This is a genomic window from Paenibacillus sp. Y930, assembly GCF_056786375.1.
In genome coordinates this window covers 570,878-589,691 of record NZ_JBXCIX010000004.1, presented here as the reverse complement: position 1 = coordinate 589,691, position 18,814 = coordinate 570,878, and the positions used below count along the sequence as shown (strand labels likewise).

Annotated in this window: 15 protein-coding genes, 1 pseudogene and 1 other annotated feature; of the genes and pseudogenes, 9 read left to right on the top strand and 7 right to left on the bottom strand. The window is 38.2% G+C overall.

What is annotated here, in order from left to right; all coding sequences use genetic code 11:
• Positions 1-1,218 precede the first annotated feature (1,218 nt).
• The 3 genes from AC1TO5_RS15060 to AC1TO5_RS15050 form a co-directional block, all read right to left on the bottom strand.
• The gene (locus AC1TO5_RS15060) at positions 1,219-1,491 is read right to left on the bottom strand and encodes a hypothetical protein (protein WP_482063637.1); all 273 of its coding nucleotides are present in this window, start codon (positions 1,489-1,491) and stop codon (positions 1,219-1,221) included.
• A 56-nt stretch (positions 1,492-1,547) separates the two neighbouring features.
• Positions 1,548-1,754: a hypothetical protein gene (locus tag AC1TO5_RS15055; RefSeq protein ID WP_482063636.1), complete on the bottom strand. Its 207-nt coding sequence runs from the start codon at positions 1,752-1,754 to the stop codon at positions 1,548-1,550.
• 303 nt (positions 1,755-2,057) lie between these two features.
• Entirely contained in the window at positions 2,058-2,852 is a 795-nt protein-coding gene (locus AC1TO5_RS15050) for a carbon-nitrogen family hydrolase (RefSeq protein ID WP_482063635.1), read from the bottom strand.
• 326 nt (positions 2,853-3,178) lie between these two features.
• Between AC1TO5_RS15050 and AC1TO5_RS15045 the strand changes: the two genes are divergently transcribed.
• From AC1TO5_RS15045 to mtnB, 8 genes are all read left to right on the top strand, one after another.
• Positions 3,179-3,700, top strand: coding sequence for a hypothetical protein (locus tag AC1TO5_RS15045; RefSeq protein ID WP_482063634.1), 522 nt, complete (start codon positions 3,179-3,181; stop codon positions 3,698-3,700).
• Positions 3,701-3,808: 108 nt separating this feature from the next.
• Complete coding sequence (locus AC1TO5_RS15040; protein WP_482063633.1) at positions 3,809-5,005, top strand: aminotransferase class I/II-fold pyridoxal phosphate-dependent enzyme; 1,197 nt, start codon at positions 3,809-3,811, stop codon at positions 5,003-5,005.
• A 73-nt stretch (positions 5,006-5,078) separates the two neighbouring features.
• Positions 5,079-5,290 (top strand) — a binding site (T-box leader).
• A gap of 106 nt (positions 5,291-5,396) precedes the next feature.
• Complete coding sequence (gene proB / locus AC1TO5_RS15035; RefSeq protein WP_482063632.1) at positions 5,397-6,497, top strand: glutamate 5-kinase; 1,101 nt, start codon at positions 5,397-5,399, stop codon at positions 6,495-6,497.
• A 412-nt stretch (positions 6,498-6,909) separates the two neighbouring features.
• Positions 6,910-8,166, top strand: coding sequence for a glutamate-5-semialdehyde dehydrogenase (locus AC1TO5_RS15030; protein ID WP_482063631.1), 1,257 nt, complete (start codon positions 6,910-6,912; stop codon positions 8,164-8,166).
• A 95-nt stretch (positions 8,167-8,261) separates the two neighbouring features.
• Complete coding sequence (gene proC / locus AC1TO5_RS15025; protein ID WP_482063630.1) at positions 8,262-9,134, top strand: pyrroline-5-carboxylate reductase; 873 nt, start codon at positions 8,262-8,264, stop codon at positions 9,132-9,134.
• Between the two features lies 1 nt (position 9,135).
• Positions 9,136-10,362, top strand: coding sequence for a 2,3-diketo-5-methylthiopentyl-1-phosphate enolase (locus AC1TO5_RS15020; protein WP_482063629.1), 1,227 nt, complete (start codon positions 9,136-9,138; stop codon positions 10,360-10,362).
• Positions 10,362-11,024 carry a 2-hydroxy-3-keto-5-methylthiopentenyl-1-phosphate phosphatase gene (locus AC1TO5_RS15015; RefSeq protein WP_482063628.1) on the top strand — a complete coding sequence of 221 codons (663 nt, stop codon included), beginning with the start codon at positions 10,362-10,364 and terminating at the stop codon, positions 11,022-11,024. The genes AC1TO5_RS15020 and AC1TO5_RS15015 overlap by 1 nt, the downstream gene beginning before the upstream one ends.
• 8 nt (positions 11,025-11,032) lie before the next feature.
• A complete protein-coding gene (gene mtnB, locus AC1TO5_RS15010) occupies positions 11,033-11,692 on the top strand; it encodes a methylthioribulose 1-phosphate dehydratase (protein WP_482063655.1) in 660 nt (219 codons plus the stop codon).
• 120 nt (positions 11,693-11,812) lie between these two features.
• Here mtnB and AC1TO5_RS15005 read toward each other — a convergent pair whose 3' ends face one another.
• From AC1TO5_RS15005 to AC1TO5_RS14990, 4 genes and pseudogenes are all read right to left on the bottom strand, one after another.
• Positions 11,813-12,391 carry an LURP-one-related family protein gene (locus AC1TO5_RS15005; protein ID WP_482063627.1) on the bottom strand — a complete coding sequence of 193 codons (579 nt, stop codon included), beginning with the start codon at positions 12,389-12,391 and terminating at the stop codon, positions 11,813-11,815.
• Positions 12,392-13,186: 795 nt separating this feature from the next.
• Positions 13,187-14,134, bottom strand: coding sequence for a ketopantoate reductase family protein (locus tag AC1TO5_RS15000; RefSeq protein ID WP_482063626.1), 948 nt, complete (start codon positions 14,132-14,134; stop codon positions 13,187-13,189).
• Between the two features lie 395 nt (positions 14,135-14,529).
• Complete coding sequence (locus tag AC1TO5_RS14995; RefSeq protein WP_482063625.1) at positions 14,530-15,342, bottom strand: AMP-binding protein; 813 nt, start codon at positions 15,340-15,342, stop codon at positions 14,530-14,532.
• A gap of 285 nt (positions 15,343-15,627) precedes the next feature.
• Positions 15,628-15,897: pseudogene (locus AC1TO5_RS14990) on the bottom strand (4'-phosphopantetheinyl transferase family protein); the annotation flags it as partial.
• Positions 15,898-16,543: 646 nt separating this feature from the next.
• Here AC1TO5_RS14990 and AC1TO5_RS14985 point away from each other — a divergent pair.
• Positions 16,544-18,778 carry an MMPL family transporter gene (locus AC1TO5_RS14985; RefSeq protein ID WP_482063624.1) on the top strand — a complete coding sequence of 745 codons (2,235 nt, stop codon included), beginning with the start codon at positions 16,544-16,546 and terminating at the stop codon, positions 18,776-18,778.
• Positions 18,779-18,814 lie beyond the last annotated feature (36 nt).

Here is an 18,814-nt window from a genome sequence, read left to right as displayed (position 1 = left end):
GGGTTGTCTGACATTATAGTTGGATCTCCAACTGGTGCGGTTCATGGTGCGAAGATGAAACTAATTATTCTTGTGATTAGATTTGATTTTCGTTTCTACTCACTACAACGAGATATGATCTAGTATTGTTGCTATTTCTGTTTGCTTTCATTAGCACTTGTATTTATATGGTTTTACCAATCCAGATGTTTCACATATCGTTCAGGTATTCACGAACTTGCGCAGCAAGTTGTCGCTGAATCTGCTTCTTCTGCCAATAGCATCAAAGTGACCAAGGCGTAGCCGCAGCTTGAATACGGTGTTATACGCTGTTGTAATCCGAACTCCTCGAATGAAGACAGGACGTCGACCTTCAACTAATCAGTTTCTTGATTATAAAATTTGTTTTCAAGTGTTCTTAAACAGCTTTAAATTGTACTTAAAATGCTTTTCAAGTGTTTCAAGTGTTTCAAGTGTTTCAAGTGTTTCAAGTGTTTCAAGTGTTTCAAGTGTTTCAAGTGTTTCAAGTGTTTCAAGTGTTTCAAGTGTTTCAAGTGTTTCAAGTGTTTCAAGTGTTTCAAGTGTTTCAAGTGTTTCAAGTGTTTCAAGTGTTTCAAGTGNGTTTCAAGTGTTTCAAGTGTTTCAAGTGTTTCAAGAATATTCTCTTTATTAAGGTTTTTGTTGTAAAGTGTTTTTCAACTATTTTGGATTATTATGAGAGGTTGCAAAGTGACCCTTTGCATTCAGAGTCTAACTAAGGTGAGGAAATTCTTTAAGGTAATTAGTAAGATTGTAATTGCTTTTGCTTCAAACAACAAGGACGTTGTGGACGCAAATACTGATCAGAACTGTTCGGATTACAATGGCGTATAACGTCATATTTATGAACTTCGTAATTTAACTATAAACTAGGTTATAAATGAACCATACACATTAGTCATTTAACTTAATCATATTATAGCAAATATTAGGTTTAATGGAATTTTTAATTTGTTCTATACTGACTATTTTATATAGTTACCATACATTATCGATTGTTTGGTAACTATATAGTGTTAGACTGGAGTCGTTGATTTAACGCGTTTTTAGAATTGAAGAATCGTTAGCTTTTGAAAAACAAGTATTAGACTGATCAATTAAAAGGAGCAGCTGCAGACCAAGACTTGATAAATAAAGAATATAGCCATAGACTGCCGCTGTTGTCATTCAATAACGTACCCGTTAGAGCTTAATCATTAATTAATTTGACTCGTCTTTATAATGAAAATGTTCTTGATGAATAGTATCCATTCCAACTAACTTTCCGTTCTTTTTATGATAATACGAAAAGTCTTTATTTATTGGCATCCGAAGTAGCTGATAATTATTATCTCTGGGCATGGTTTCAATTTGGTTAATTGCTAATTCGCGTGTTGTATATAGTCCAACTGGAAAGAAATTAGGGAATTGCTTTGAACTGTCAGCTACAAATATTCCCCAAACAAATGAATCTTCCGCTATCCCTGCCCTCATAAAATGTCCCCTTCCACTTAGCTCAATAATTGAGGCTGATTTCATTTACCAGAAATTCATCGCCGCTTCCTTTTGCTTCTTATCAAAACCATGACTAGCAACAGCAGGGCAACACCGATGGCAACTATGGTCGCCAAAATGGCATACGGAAACGGTTGTTCAGATTGCTCCGCATCCATTGATGATTCAGGCTTAATTAACTCCATTATCGCGCCTTCCATTGATGATCCAGGTTTAATAGACTTAATGCCTGAATCCTTCATCGCCGTTTCTCTCGCATTGTCCCAAGGTCACGTTCGCCCACACAAATTCATCTAAAGCTTCTCTTCCTGAACGCTTCCAAATACCAAATATACGGTATCTTTAACAAAAGGATCCGCTCCGTTTTTTATTGTTTAATTTTGGAAAAAATATCCCCCATCGTCGTCTTAAGTTATGAAATAACAAAAGGGGAGGGTTATCTTATGGCTCATAAATGGGATGTTGTTATTATCGAATGGCATAGCAAAAAGGATTGAGCTCTAAATTGGTAGAAAACTCAATCCTATTTATAGTTGTTGATCAATTTAATATTGCTCTGGGCGGCGGTCTTTGAACACTGGTATCGTTGAGCGTACTTTATCAACTACGCTCATATCAATCTCCCCAGTTAATATCGTTTCTTCATCGCCTGCTTCAGCTATAATTTCTCCCCAAGGGTCGATAACGATAGAATGACCGAAGAATGTGCTTTCTCCACTCGTCCCCATTCGATTACAAGCAATGACATACATCTGGTTCTCAATTGCTCTTGCCATCAGCAAAGTTCTCCAATGATGAAGACGCGGGTTTGGCCATTGTGCAGGTACAAACATGACCTTTGCTCCCCCTAATGCCAGACGACGGAATAATTCAGGGAAACGGATATCGTAGCAAATCATCATCCCGGCATCAATCTCATCAATTTTCAACTGACCCAGCTTGTTCCCTGCCTGTAAATATTTTTCTTCCTCCATAAGTCGGAACAGATGAAGCTTCGAATAATCGTTAATTACTTCGCCATTACGATCAAACGCATAAATAGTGTTGTACACGCCATCTTCTTTCGCTTCAGCGATTGATCCCGCAACAATATTGACTTGATGCTCCGCTGCAAATTGGGATAGCCATAATTTCGTTGCTGTTCCGTTAGGATCGGCTAGTGTTGTAATTTCAGTTAAAGCATAGCCTGTATTCCACATTTCCGGGAATAAAATAACATCAGGTTTATTATCAGTTGATACTGCCTGATGTAGCATATTTTTTAATTTCATAGTGTTCGCTTCTACATTTCCAGCTTCAACATGCATTTGAATGATAGCGAATTTCAACGTCTGACTCATGTTGTTTCCTCCTACAACTTTTCATTCACTTCTCGATTTGCTACTTCATTAATAAAAAGTAACATCGGAAGCATCAACACAACTTTTCATTACTTCTCGATTTGCTACTTCCTAATGAAAAGTAACATCGGAAGCATTAACCTAACTTTACATTCACTTCTCGATTCGCTACTTCCTAATGAAAAGTAACATCGAAAGCAATAACATAACTTTTCATTAGTTTCTAGTTTGTGAATCTTTTCCTAATCATACCCTGTCATGGATACATGTCAAGATGGGTAAACTAAACTCGCCGTTGCATATTTATGAAAGAAGGAGATTGAACGATGAAAATAGTTTCAATATTGTCACTTGCATTATGTTGTTGTTTTACATTTTTGATCCCTACTGACTATACCTACAGTGCTCCTAATCATTATGAAGTCGCCGCTCAAGCAGCAACGATTGGTGTAGATTTATCAATACCTGCACAATTGATCATTACAGAACAAAGTGAGCGCGTCAATGAAGTTCAAGTATTCGACGTAAAAAAGGGCGAAGTCGTCCAAACAACAGCCAACAATGAATATTTCCAAAAAAATGCCCATCAATGGTTATCAGGCATTACAGGGTTAGCTCCTGAAATTTCACCAGACTTAAAAGCAAAGTACATTGTACGTGTACCGGTTCAGCCAATTGCAACACTTCAAGTTGGCACTACAAAACTTAATGTAGGCGAAGTTTTTCTGTTCTACTATGATGACAAGGAACCGATGCTACTCATTTTTGATGAAGCTAAGAAACCTTACATCTTCCACATCCATAATGATGTAAAACCATTTATTCAATATTTATCTATTCCCGATTAACAAACTAGGATTTTTCCGCATTCTACTTCATTTCTCTCGCCATTCATGCTACATTAGTTCTATTGTAAATTTGACAAGTAATTTCGAATTATGGATGGTGAAGAGATAATGACAACAAAGCAAACAATTCAAATCGAGCCGGCAACGAGAATGACTGGCTTACCCACTCAATTTTTTTCTACACTTGTTGCGAAAGCTAACAAACAAATTGCACTAGGTAAAGATGTTATTAATTTAGGTCAAGGCAATCCAGATCTGCCGACACCCCCACATATTGTGAGTTCTCTTCAACAAGCCGCTGCAAATCCGCAGTATCATAAATATCCGCCGTTCAGTGGCTATAGCTTTTTAAAGGAAGCGATTGTAACACGTTACAAAGAAGATTATGACGTTGATCTTGATCCTCAGACAGAAGTTGCTATTTTATTTGGCGGCAAGACGGGCTTAGTAGAAATTAGTCAGTGCTTCCTGAATCCTGATGATATTTGTCTTGTTCCTGATCCTGGTTATCCAGATTATTGGTCTGGCGTAGCTTTGGCAGGAGCTAGTATGCACTTTATGCCACTACTTGAACGTAATGAATACTTACCTGACTTTGCTGCAATCGACCCTGCTATTGCCGACAAAGCTAAGCTAATGTTTTTAAATTATCCGAATAATCCTACAGGAGCAACTGCCGATGGCGCCTTCTACGATGAAGCTATCGCCTACGCTCGCAAACATAATATTATCGTTACAAGTGACTTTGCCTATGGCACGATCGGATTTGATGGGAAAAAGCCAACTAGCTTCCTACAATCTGAAGGAGCTAAAGATGTCGGCATCGAGTTCTATACATTATCGAAAAGCTATAATATGGCAGGCTGGCGTGTTGGTTTTGCACTAGGCAATGCGCAAATTATTGAACAAATTAATTTAATACAAGATCACTATTATTGCTCTTTGTTCGGTGGCATCCAAGAAGCTGCTGCTGTTGCTTTAACTAGTTCGCAAGATTGTGTTGAACAATTAACTGCTACATATGAACGTCGTCGTGATGCTCTATTCACTGCACTTGATGAAATTGGTTGGAAAGCTGCGAAGCCTACTGGCTCGTTCTTCTGCTGGCTACCTGTTCCAGCAGGTCATACATCTGCATCGTTTGCTGATCTTTTATTGGAAGAAGCTGCTGTAGTCGTTGCACCTGGACATGGCTTCGGCACATCAGGCGAAGGCTATGTAAGACTTGGGCTCCTTACGTCAGAGGAGAGGTTGCAGGAGGCCATCCACCGCATAGGCAAACTCGGCCTCTTTGATCGCACGTGATCACGATTACTCTGAGATGGCTTGTTTTCTTTACAGTTACAGCCGTTTCATGATATTCTATTAACAATTACATAGTAACGTGTTGACGGGACCAGTAAGTAGAAATTGCTGTATCAGAGAGTAAATTCCATTGGCTGAAAGAATTTATTGTTAGCAAACTACTGAAACCTATCTCCGAGCGGCCGATAACTATCGGACAGCGCCTCTGTTATAAGGCTTAAGCTGGACACTATATTTGTGTCAACTAAGGTGGTACCGCGGAAGTTAACGACTTTCGTCCTTTATTTAGGACGGAGGTCTTTTTTATTACCACAATACAATTTTTCATTTTTCGAGGATAGCCTCGATAGAGGTTTTCTCATTTTCACTACTTTAAGCTAGGATGGTAGATATGGAACGAATTGTCGTGAAAATCGGTAGTAGCTCCCTTACATCTGATGAGGGCGGACTACATAAACAAAATATTCAATTTTTCGCTGCTGAGCTTGCTGAATTATATAAACAAGGAAATGATGTTATTCTCGTAACTTCTGGTGCGGTTGCTGCTGGCTTCCGTGAAATTGGCTACGAAGCCCGTCCGAAAATGGTTCATCAAAAACAAGCCGCCGCTGCGGTAGGTCAAGCGTTATTAATGCAAGCTTATCAAGAAGCTTTCTCACAATATGATATCGTTGCAGCGCAAATATTGTTGACTCGCTATGATTTCTCTAATCGCAAACGAATTAGCAATGCATTGATGACGATTGAAGAATTACTAGCACAACGTATTATACCGATCATTAATGAAAATGATACAGTTTCTACAGCAGAAATCGTCTTGAAATTCGGTGATAATGATCATCTATCTGCTCTTGTAGCTACGATGACAAAAGCTAATAAGCTGGCTATTATTACAGATATGGATGGCTTATATACTGCTGATCCACGTAAAGATCCTGATGCTACAAAAATCGAGCGTGTCGCTGAAATATCTGATGATATTCTTGCGATTGCCGGTGGTGCTGGTAGCGCTGTTGGAACTGGCGGGATGCGTTCAAAAATCGAAGCCGCTCGGATTGCCATGCGCGGTGGCGTAACTACATTCATCGGGCGTGTACAACATACAGGAGAATTACCTTCAGCAGTATCCGGGAATGGTCGGGGTACTTACTTCGATACGGAGGAAACGTCTTTGCCGATGAAAAAACAATGGCTTGGCTTCCACTCTATTCCTGTTGGTACAATTACAATTGATCAAGGTGCTGTAACAGCACTTATTGAAAGACATAAAAGTTTATTACCTGCCGGAGTGGTTCAAGTGTCGGGAGACTTCTCTCCTGGTGATGTTGTTGAAGTTATCGACAATCAAGGTGCAATTATTGGTCGTGGTGTCGTTAATTATGCAACATGGCAGCTACAAGCTGCCGCAGGACTGTCCTCAGATGAAGTTGAGAGGCGAGTGGATGTACAACGCTTAGAAGTAATCCACAGAGATGAATGGATCACCCTGTAGAGGGTGTTTAAAAAGCGGACTTTGATAACGATGATTGACTGACGTAGCTTATTCGACATCGCATCTGAAGCGAACTTGGAAAGTTTAGCATAAGCTTCCGATGTATGTTTCTTGCAGAAACATTGTAGGTCCACATGTACCAACCACGTACATTTGCGCTTCCGTCTTTCTCAAGTAGCGCTTCACCTGCTCGATTCTGAAAGCCCGCTTTTTAAACTTTTATTTTAAGCTTCGTGCTACACATTTGACCGCTCGTGTACTCGTACCGTACACGTTGCTGGGTTTCGTTGCATAGTTCGATCCATAGCTCAAGTGCTCACGTACCAAGTAAGCACACTTTGCACATCTTGGTACTATCAAACAACTATTTTGAAGATTTTGAACTTATCATAAAATTTCAGGAGGGTTTATTATGACGAATATTTCGGAAGTGAAAACTAAGGCATTGCTTGCTAAGCAAGCTGCTGCTGTAATGAACAATCTATCTACTTTACAGAAAAATAACGCTTTGCTTGCTATGGCTGATGCTCTAGTCGAGCAAAGTGCAGCTATCATTGCAGCTAACGCACTTGATATTGAATACGGACGAAGCAATGGAACGAGCGAATCTCTACTAGATCGTCTAGCATTGAATGAAGAACGCGTACTTGATATCGCTGAAGGCTTGAAGCAGGTCGTTGAACTTGAAGATCCTGTTGGTCAGCAGCTTTCTCAATTCTCTCGTCCTAATGGATTACAAGTTACACAAATCCGCGTTCCACTTGGCGTTATTGGTATGATCTATGAAGCTCGTCCTAATGTAACGGTTGATGCAACCGGTCTTTGCTTGAAAACAGGAAATACGGTAGTATTGCGTGGTGGTTCTGCCGCACTTCAATCCAATCGTAAAATTGTCGAAGTTATGCGTAACGCGCTTACTTCAACGGATGTCCCAGCTGATGCTATTCAATTAATCGAAGATTCTGATCGTGCTTCCGTGAATGAAATGCTGAAAGCTAATGGATTGCTTGATGTTGTTATTCCTCGTGGCGGTGCTTCCTTAATTCGTACAGTTGTGGAAAATGCTTCGGTTCCAGTTATTGAAACTGGTGCTGGTATATGCCATACATTCGTGGATGCAACGGCACAATTAGAAATGGCGGCACAAATTGCTTTAAATGCGAAGGCACAACGTCCATCAGTATGTAATGCAATGGAAACTTTGCTTGTGCATGAACAATTTGCACAAAAGCATCTTGCACAATTACTTGCTCCGTTAACTGAAGCTAATGTTGAAATTCGTGGCTGTAAAGACGCACAATTATTACTAAGCAGTATCGTTGCTGCAACTGAAGCAGACTTCGCAACAGAGTATAATGACTACATTTTAAATGTACGTATAGTGAAGGATGTTCACGAAGCAATTGCTCATATTTCCAAATATGGGACGATGCATTCTGAATGTATCGTTACAGAAAACAATGACAACGCGGCGCTTTTCTTACAAAGTATCGATGCTGCGGCTGTATATCATAATGCCTCCACTCGCTTTACCGATGGATTTGAGTTCGGCTTTGGTGCTGAGATCGGAATAAGCACTCAGAAGCTACATGCTCGTGGCCCAATGGGCTTACCTGCCTTAACTAGTACCAAATATATCGTTCAAGGAAATGGACAAATTCGTCCATAATATAGATGAAAAATTAGTTACTGCTTACGAAGTAACTTTTCAATTTCGAGAAGTTACTCCATTAGCATATGAAAAGTTCTAGGAGGAAAAATGCGATGACACACGACAACTATCATGAAACAAGCGCTATTTCTAATCAGCATATTTGCTTTTATGGAGCGGGTTCAATGGCTGAGGCGATTGCTAGAGGACTACTTAATCAAGAGTTAGTCCCGTGCAAGCAAATATCTATGCTTAATCGTTCCAACAAAGAGCGACAGCACCAATTGCATTTACAATATGGCGTGCAAACTGCACTGCAAGGTAAGAGCAATGAGCAATATTTGCAAGCAGCAAATATTATAATTCTGGCGATGAAGCCGATAGATGCCGTTGAAGCGATTCGTGCATTAAAGCCTCATCTCTCTCCAAATCAATTAATCATTTCAGTCATTGCTGGCCTATCTATTACTGCTATCGAGTCATTATTAGGTAGTGATATGGCTATCGTACGTACGATGCCGAATACTTCAAGTACAATTGGGCTCGGAGCAACAGGAATTAGCTATTCCGCATCTGTTAGCGAAGAGCAACGCTTTATGACGGAAACGATGTTTGAATCTGTAGGTCTACATGTCGTTGTCGAGGAGCATTTACAGGATGCGGTAACAAGTGTATCCGGCAGTGGACCTGCTTACTTTTACTATGTAATGGAAGCAATGATGAAAGGTGCCCAGCAAGCTGGTCTTTCTGCTGAGCAAGCCAAGCTCCTTGTTGTGCAAACTGCACTTGGTGCAGCATCAATGGTTGATACTACTGGAGAAGCTCCTGCTGACTTGCGTCGTAAAGTATCGTCTCCTAATGGTACAACTCAAGCTGCACTTGAAACGATGGCAGAAGGTCATTTGGAAGCAACCATTATTGCTGGCATGAACCGTTGTGCCCAGCGTGCTCAAGAAATTGGTAAAAGCATCGAGGAGGACATCTAAAATGAGTATGTGTATTGCCACTTATCGTTCATATGACGATAATGCTGATTTTAATAAAAAAGCAAATTCTATTGCAATTGGACTAACTGTAGGTAGCTGGACTGAACTACCCGAAGCGAATAAAGCTTCTATGGAAAAGCATCTTGGTAAAGTACTTTCTATCGATGTTCATGAGCCTGTAAATGCGGTAGCTGGTGAACGTTATGCCGATATTAAAATTGCTTATCCTGATATTAATTTCAGTCGTGATATCCCTGCTCTACTTGTTACGATTTTTGGTAAATTATCAATGGATGGTCGCATCAAATTAATCGATCTAGACGTGTCGCAGCAATTTGCTTCAGCGTTCCCAGGTCCGAAATTTGGCATAGAAGGCATTCGTAATCTACTGGGTGTACATGATCGTCCATTACTGATGAGTATTTTCAAATCCGTTGTTGGTCATGACTTAGCAACACTTCGTGAGCAATTTTATGAGCAAGCTTTGGGCGGTGTTGATCTTATTAAGGATGATGAAATTTTATTCGAAAATCCATTAACACCAATTGAGAAGCGTGTTGAGGCTTGTATGGACGCTGCTCATCAAGCAGAGCAAATGACTGGTCAGAAGCTACTTTATGCTGTTAATTTGACTGGACCAACAAGTAAGCTTGCTTCACAAGCGAAAAAAGCGATTAATGCGGGGGCAAACGCATTATTATTCAATACATTAGCATATGGCTATGATGTGTTACATGAACTAAGTAGTGATCCCGATATTAATGTACCAATTGCATCTCATCCCGCCATGGCAGGAGCAATGTACCCATCTCCACATTACGGAATAAGTGCTGCAGTATTACTAGGTAAGCTTAATCGCTTAGCAGGTGCTGATCTAGTTCTCTTCCCTTCTCCTTATGGTTCAGTTGTTATGCCGAAGGAAGAAAATCTAGCTATTAAAGAAGTACTACTTAATGATATGCATCACTTGAAAACTAGCTTCCCTGTACCGTCAGCCGGTATTCATCCTGGAATTGTACCGCTTATATTAAAGGACTTTGGCATCGATGTTGTTGTCAATGCAGGTGGTGGTATTCATGGTCATGCGATGGGTACTGCTGCAGGCGGACGAGCATTCCATCAAGCGATTCAAGCAACAATGAACGGCATTGATTTGCGCGAGGCTGCATTGCAGTCTAATCATGAAGAGCTACGCATAGCGATAGAAGCATGGGGGATCAAACAATAATGACGACAGCTAAGAAACAAATTGTATTTTGTGATTTCGACGGTACAATTACAGAGAATGACAATATTATTGCAATCATTAAACATTTCGAGCCTGCTGGCTGGGAACAATTAGTTAAGAAAGTTATTTCTACAGAAATTTCTATTCAAGAAGGTGTCGGTTCACTGTTCCGCCTCCTTCCCGCTTCCATGGAAAAAGAAGTTGTTGAATTTGGCATTCAAAATGCGATCATTCGTGATGGCTTTACTGAATTTGTGCAATTCTGTAAAGATAGCAATATTGATTTCTATGTAACAAGTGGTGGTATTGATTTCTTCGTATATCCATTACTTAAATCTTTCGGTATTCCAGAAGATCATATATACTGCAATAAAAGTGATTTTACTGGTGAGCAAATTGAAATTTTATGGCCTCACCCTTGTGATGAGCACTGTCACAATAGCTGTGGCATGTGTAAGCCGACAATTATGCGTAAATTCAATACGAAGCAATACGAACGTATTATTATTGGCGATAGCGTGACTGATTTTGAAGGTGCAAAAATAGCTGATAAAGTATACTCAAGATCGCATCTTACTGAAAAATGTAACGAGCTTGGTATAGCAGACACTGAATTTCAAACCTTCTTTGATATCATAGAAGCGATGAAGCAGAAAGGATAATGTTAACTATGAATTTTGATCAAATTCCATTGCATGAAAAACAAGAAGTATTAATGAAATTGCGCGAAGTAAAAGAAGCATTCGCAGCACGTAATTGGTTCCCAGGCACGGCAGGTAATCTGTCGATCCGTATTGGAGAATATACGCCAGAAAAGTTCAATTTTGGAATAACAGCAAGTGGTAAAGACAAATATGTCAACACTTCCGAAGACTTCTTATTTGTCGATCAGGACGCTGTTCCATGTGAAGCTACCAATTTGAAACCATCTGCGGAAACACTTGTCCATTGCGAAATTTATCGTAAAACAGGTGCAGGTGCTATTTTCCATATTCATTCTGTATTTAGCAATGTTATCTCTGAATACTTCTGGCATCGTCGTTCTATTCCAGTTGATGGTGTCGAATTGATTAAAGGATTAAATATTTGGGAAGAAGAATATCAGTTGGAAATTCCAATTGTAAGTAATTTCCTTCACATTCCTTCTATCATTCCAGAAATCACAGAAAAACTGGATCCAAAAGTACCGGGCATTGTGTTACGTAAGCATGGTGTGTACGCTTGGGGAGCTAACGCTTTTGAAGCGAAACGTCATCTTGAATCTTTTGAATTCATCTTTGAATATGTATATCGCCTAGAGATGTTGAAAAAAGGATTACCTACTGAGTAGTTCAAACGTTGGTTATTCATCTCGAATAGCTGTATCAATACATCTTTATAATAAAAAGGAATGTCGAAGTAGTTAGCTCACTAATGTGGCTACTTCAACATTCCTTTTTTCATTGCCTATCTAGCTTTGGCTTCCTTCAATAGCGAGTAATAATACTGCTGCCGCTAGACCTAAGCGAGGGTCTAATTGTTTGTTTGTATTAGCTGAGAAGTCTACATTTAATTTACTAACCATAGGATTGAAGTTTTGTTGGAATTCTACAACTGTTCTTCCATCTATTTCACCATGAAATTTTTGTGGAACTAGATTTGTTAAAAATCTTCTAAGCAATGCTAATACTGCGCTATCTTCTTTAATGAGACCAACTTCTTGCTCATTAGAATTGAGTATGATCCATTCATCTTTCAAAATAGACTTCATACCTTTACGACGAAGAGAACCAAGATTTTCTCCTGTGACAGCATCTACTACATCATAAGTTGCAGAGAAATCAATCGCAGTACGAGCTTGAATTGTTATCAGTTCTTGTTGCATGGATTCATCACTATACAAGCGAATATCCTCTTTCAACTTGAAAGCTTTCATCTGAGAAAACATGACTAACTGTTCATTATTATCATAGATATGAAACTTAGCTCCTAGTACAGTTAATATTTTCTTTCTTACTACGTACTGTGTATGAGTAAAGATTGGATTCAATTATATTCCCCCTAATATTAGTAACTAATTGAAGTTATTATCGACTAACATAGTCAAACAACTCTTTCCAGTAATTTCGACAAGATGATATGAAATCCTTCTAAAATTCTACTAATTTATATAATTTTCGTACATTCCCATGTCGAACAGTAGACAAAAATCCCAATTTATCAATACTCACTGGGTATGCCCCGACTAAATGAGCGTCCTCTGGGAAGCATACAAGGAAGTAGCTAGAGGTCAAGTAATCTTCAAACTTTTCTAAAGTTCTCAAATCTCCAAAACCAATGTCGCTAGACTCATCGGATCTCGACGAGATACAAGCTTCACCCGAACGGACACAGAAACCGTTATTTGTGGATTTTATTGATTTTGGTTTTGAGCCGTATTTTAATGTATATTTTCTTTCATTTAACAAACATTATAATTGAAACATATACATATGCTTCTTGGACGCTCTCAAGACATTCTGTTAATTACACTAATGCTTAAAAAGTTACAACTACTTAGCTTCACTTAATACATATCAAAAAGGCGATATTTCGTTCAAATTGAAACGAAATATCGCCTTTCTCTTTTTTTTTACTTTGATTCTTTCATGAGTATAATGATTCGCACGTACGGGTTGTTTGCTAACTGTTCCTGTTCATATTTGTTAAAGTGTTTTTTGCTCATTTGCTCGCCTTCCACTTTTCACTTTAGCATTCAAAAAGGTTTGTCCAGTGTATAGGTACCATTTTACTGTCTACCATAAAGGGGAAAATACCTTATGTATTTCCGTTTAACTTTCTTTATTTATTTACGATTAATATAGGGTTCCATACCCTTAAAGAGAGGCATTGGTATTTGATGAAAACGTGCCGTTTCCAGCACGTCACTATATATTTGCTTTACTTCCTCTTCTCCGTCAAACAATTCAAAGATGGTTCTTTGGGCTTTATCTCCTTTTAGCATAAGCCAAAAGGAGAACGCTACTACCCACGAAGGTAAATATAGAGCTTTGGCATCAGGAAACGCTTTTACATTTACACCACGAATTTTACATACCTCAAACGCTTCACGGGCCGCCAGTACTCCTTCACGAATGCTACGAATATTGTTTATAAAAGACACCGGGCCGCCTGCTTTCAGCATGGCACTACTTAAACCGGCATTCAGCGCAAAATGTTTCCACAACCATTGTTGTATATTACTGTGCAGTTGAACATTAACACCCGCTTGACGAAACATTTTCGCTACGTCTTGGAGTCGAGAGCTATTGTTACCATCTCCCTCTCCCAAGTTAATCTGGTGCATTAGTACTCCTTTTAACTTATTTCGATCCTCAGGATCAAATCCACCACCAGCACCAGGAAATCCCCATAAGCATTTGTCCAGTTGTAAACTGGTGTTCATATCCGCTATATCTTTCCACGAGTGGTGGAAGAACATGATATTTGTTTTTCTATTGCCCTGTTCCAATAAAGGTAGTACGGATTCCATTTGATAATGTCTAACACATACGATGACAAGATCAAACCTATCTAAGTCATCCAATTGATCTACAACGTTTGGCATATAATGATCCTGAACATCCACAGGCTTCTTCTTAACTCTACCATCTAATAGTTCCAGCTTAATGCCATTCTTCAAGCTGTCTAGCTTACCTGGGCGAATGTAATGTGTAATCTTATGCCCAGCCTTGGAAAAGATATATCCGTATAAAGTCCCAATAACTCCTGTTCCAATAATGATAATATTCATACCAATCTCCTTCATTTCAGAGGAAGTTCTAGATAAACTTAACTTCTCTGGAGTAATCCAACATGTTTTTAATATGTGAATGATTAATCTCTACCCAATTAAAACCAAGCATCTCTAAAATAAAATTAGTTTTATCGCTACGCGTATGGAACAAATTGATCGATGCCAGATATAAATCCGCCCCAACGATACGCATCATTATTACCCGCAGCATACCCTGTTAATTTCTTGCGTTCTTCTGGAACCACGGTTATGACCTCTCGATTAGTTGTAAGAAGCTCCCCAACCACCTGCACGAAGAATAGAACTAGTCATCTCCACCGTATTCACAATATCCTGAGGATAATGATTTGTCCCGCGAACGATAATTAAGTCTTTCAACAGCCGTATCGAGATTAAGGCTTAGTTGTTACAAAGAGTGTTGCCTCTGCAAGTCCATAGGCACCAACTATGAAATCTTTCTGAAATCCGCAACTAAAAAACTTATCAGAAAAGCTCTGTATCGTAGAATTAGAGATTGGTTCTGCTCCATTGCCAGCACATCTCCATGCAGATAAATTCAAAGAATGTAGTTGGTCTTCATTTATTTTCCTTACACATAGATCATAGGCGAAATTAGGTGCAATACTTGTAACTGCTTTATAATTGGAAATGGCTTCTAACCAACGAATCGGCTTTTCTATAAAAGAAACAGGGGGCATAAACACTCCTGTGCCACCAAAAGCTATCGGTAACATGATCCCTTGAACTAGACCCATATCATGAAATACAGGAAGCCATGAAACATTAATCTCTCCCTCTTTAAAATCAACATTATTCCGAATCAGTGTTAAGTTATGAACAATATTCTGATGTAAGACCATGACGCCTTTGGGGTTTCCAGTGGAACCTAAAGTGTATTGCAGATAAGCAATTTTTTCAGAACTAACTTCTTTATTCATCCAGCCTGATACGGAAAAATCCAATTCATCAAGAGCTAGCATTTCAATATGATTACCATCTCTGAAATGATTCATTTGAATCGCTTTATCTTTCAATATACTTGATAAAGTTAATGCAATATGTGCATCTGCATTCTGTGCAATGACTGTAACTCGAAGCGCATGGTGATTGCTTTTTGGTGGATAGACAGGCACCGCTATCACTCCCCCATATAAACATTCTAAAAAGACAACTACATAATCAATCCCAGAAGGAAATAGTAGCAATGCACGTTTTCCAACTAGATAAGCGCTTTTCGATCAGGTACTTGCTTTGTCCATAATGCAATCATTAAACTCAAAAGTTGGCTTATTATTGTTAGGGACGATTAAGGAGTTCTCGCCATTTAAGGATGGCAAGATTATTTCTGGAGCTTTCATTCGTTTGCTAAGCGCTGACCTTTTCATACTTTGCCATATAACTATTCCAACCAAAATAATCACAATAATTATGATCAAAAATATTTTCATAATCGATACCTTCCTTCTTAATAATGAATTAGATGTTAATGATCAATCGTCAGCCAACTCAATCATCGACGCTTCCAATTGAGACCATGAGCATTTTTCCACATATTTCGGGAACTCGTTACGTTCTGAACATACTGTAAGCTTATATGTCGGATCGATTATAAATTGCTTGAAATAGAACTTACGATCATTTCTATCAATTCTTACTGTTCCTGAGCCTATCCCTTCATCCCAGCAAGTGGTCACATTTTGTAACGGGATAGATAATCCACGGCCAATAGCCTTTATACAACTTTCTTTGATTGTCCAATAGTCAAAAAAAACGTTCCAAAAAGCAGTTCTCTCTCAAGTTTCTTAATTCAACTACTTCTTTTTTTGAGAAATAGCGCTCAGCTACTATTGGCTCTATTTTTCTAATCCTCTCGACATCAACACCTACATGTCTATTGTCTATGGCGCAGTTAAAGATCGAAGGGCGTCTGCCGGGTTACGATATCTCTTAATGACTTCCTGTTTCTCTCTTGACACATATGAAATCCAACGTGAGACTAAACATGATGCTTGGTTTTCATATAACTTTACTGCATACACATCCATATCACTTAAGTCTCCTATTCCTACATAAAAATGAAACTTTTCCCATATATAGACGTAAGAATTTATTATCATGAAATTCCTCTATAGAAAACCTCCTATTAGTTTAATTCTATCTATTACCAAAAAATATAATAAATGGTTTTATAAACTATAACTAATTTCCTTATTCTGTTCAATAGCGAGGGCTGTAGCTTTATGTCGAATTACAAAAAAAAACGAATAATATGTAAAACAAATTAAACATTGACTAAAAACGTTTGGAATATTAACATATAAATGTTAGTTATTGTAAATGTATTATAGCTATATTATCATTACTTATTCATACATACTACAATTAATTTTAAAGGAGGATCATGCTTTGAAGGAATTGCAGAAACGAGGGTTTTATTGGAATTGGGGTCATCTAATGTATCGATTTCGTTGGATTATTCTTATTGTTTGGATTATTATCTTTGCCATATTTGCACAATACGCCGTAAAAGCCCCTGAGCTATTCAAAGAAAACGGCTTTACTCCTTATGGAACTGAATCTGATATTGGAACGACTGCACTTGTAGATGAGTTTGATTTCCCCTTATCATCCTTAGCAATCGTTTATAAAAGTGACCATCTTGATTTAACTTCAACTGAGCAGAAAGACCGACTCTTGTCTTCCTTACAAGATCTTCAATCTTTGGACTATGTAACTGGAATTTCTTTTAACGACACAAAACGAGTCAGTGAATCAAAACATACTCAATCCGTAATCATTTCAACGAATTTGAATCAAAATGATTCTATTGATAAATTTAATGAAATCCAAGAGCATGTCACTGAATTAGATGGGATTCAAACTTATATTACTGGGAAAGGTGCATTATTCCATGATTTTCAGACTGCAAGCCAATCGGGCATAATTAAAGCAGAAACAATAGGAATTCCCGTTGCACTAATTGTACTTCTTATCGTTTTTGGATCATTAATAGCTGCTTCAATACCTGTCATTATCGCTATGATGAGTATTACGATAACATTAGGCATATCTTCTATCATTGGGGAACAAGTTGCTTTAAGTAATTTTCTACCTAATATTGTGACAATGATAGGACTAGCTATCGGAATAGACTATGCACTATTTATGGTCAGTAGGTTCCGAGAGGAATTGAAGCGACAAAGTTCTCTATCTAATGCTGTAGCGATGACAAGCCATACCATTGGTCGATCTATAGTATTTTCAGGTTTAGCAGTATTTATTGGACTCTTCGGCTTGTTGTTTATAGATTTGAATATTTTCTTAAGTCTTGCTATAGGTGGAGTTTTGGTCGTAGCAATATCTGTTTTGGCTGCCAATACACTTCTACTTGCTATCTTTGGGATTTTAGGTGACAAAGTTAATAAACTTCAAGTCATTCCTGTTAGATGGAGAAATAGAGAAGATAAAAAGTGGTGGGGAAAATTCGCACTATCTGTAATGAAACGTCCAATAATTGCATCATTAAGTTGCATTGCATTTATGATTTTCCTAATGATTCCGTTAACAGATATAAAAGTTTCTGAGGCAAGTGAAGAAGTTATTCCTGTGGAATATAATTCTAGACAAGGGTCTGATCTCCTGAAGTCTACATATGACGAAAGTGAAAGCAACCCGATTTTAATATTGGTGAAGACTCCGACTGACATAGGAAATTCTTCAACAACAATAGATGTTCAAAATTTTGTTCAGCAAATTAAGGAACTACCTAACGTTCGAGAAGTTAAAAGCTATTTGGATGTATTAAACACAAATGATCCCGAACAAATTGAGGCATTATTGGCTACACCAGAAATAAGTGAACAACTCCAAAATAATAAACTTATTAACATTCAAGCAGCAATCATTTCTGTAATTTCAGATTCGAAACCCAAAGATTCCCAAACAACTAATCTCGTACTTGCAATTCGGAACTTAGAAACCCCACTTGAAAATTGGGTAACAGGTAAAGCTGCAAATGATGTTGATGTATTAGAATTAATTAAAGACGGACTTCTACCGCTTTTAGCATTTGTTATGAGCATCACATTTATAGTTTTGTTCTTTGTTTTCAAATCAATACTTCTGCCCATCAAAGCAGTATTAATGAATGTTCTCAGCCTTGGTGCTAGCTTAGGTGTCGTTGTATCTGTATTCCAATTCGGAATTCTAGCTGATTTCTTTCATATTACCTCTATCGGATATGTTACTTCTACTCTACCAGTTATTATATTTGGCATTGTCTTTGGTATATCAATGGACTACGAAGTATTGCTTATATCAAGAATTATGGAGGAATATGAAAATACTGGTGATAATGAACTGAGTACAGCAGAGGGATTAAATAAAACTGGCGGGCTAATAACCAGTGCAGCGATTATTCTAGTCAGTGTAGTTGGGGCCTTTATTTTTACTGATATTGAACTCATTAAAGCTATCGGACTAGGACTAACTATTTCTATTATTTTGGATGCAACTATAATTCGTCTTATACTTGTACCTGCTCTCATGAAAATACTAGGTAAAGCCAATTGGTGGGCTCCTCGTTGGGTAAAACCGATTCAGCAAAAAAAACAGAGCGAGCAATCATTAAATATAGACTGATACCAACTATGATTACACATTAGTTAAGTTCTGAAA

Bases quoted from the DNA above. Each gene is read 5' to 3' on its own strand.
- AC1TO5_RS15030 (WP_482063631.1), top strand. From the start codon at position 6,910: ATGACGAATATTTCGGAAGTGAAAACTAAGGCATTGCTTGCTAAGCAA.
- proB (WP_482063632.1), top strand. From the start codon at position 5,397: ATGGAACGAATTGTCGTGAAAATCGGTAGTAGCTCCCTTACATCTGAT.
- AC1TO5_RS15060 (WP_482063637.1), bottom strand. From the start codon at position 1,491: ATGAGGGCAGGGATAGCGGAAGATTCATTTGTTTGGGGAATATTTGTA.
- AC1TO5_RS15045 (WP_482063634.1), top strand. From the start codon at position 3,179: ATGAAAATAGTTTCAATATTGTCACTTGCATTATGTTGTTGTTTTACA.
- AC1TO5_RS15000 (WP_482063626.1), bottom strand. From the start codon at position 14,134: ATGAATATTATCATTATTGGAACAGGAGTTATTGGGACTTTATACGGA.
- mtnB (WP_482063655.1), top strand. From the start codon at position 11,033: ATGAATTTTGATCAAATTCCATTGCATGAAAAACAAGAAGTATTAATG.
- AC1TO5_RS15020 (WP_482063629.1), top strand. From the start codon at position 9,136: ATGAGTATGTGTATTGCCACTTATCGTTCATATGACGATAATGCTGAT.
- AC1TO5_RS15050 (WP_482063635.1), bottom strand. From the start codon at position 2,852: ATGAGTCAGACGTTGAAATTCGCTATCATTCAAATGCATGTTGAAGCT.
- AC1TO5_RS15015 (WP_482063628.1), top strand. From the start codon at position 10,362: ATGACGACAGCTAAGAAACAAATTGTATTTTGTGATTTCGACGGTACA.
- proC (WP_482063630.1), top strand. From the start codon at position 8,262: ATGACACACGACAACTATCATGAAACAAGCGCTATTTCTAATCAGCAT.
- AC1TO5_RS15055 (WP_482063636.1), bottom strand. From the start codon at position 1,754: ATGAAGGATTCAGGCATTAAGTCTATTAAACCTGGATCATCAATGGAA.
- AC1TO5_RS15040 (WP_482063633.1), top strand. From the start codon at position 3,809: ATGACAACAAAGCAAACAATTCAAATCGAGCCGGCAACGAGAATGACT.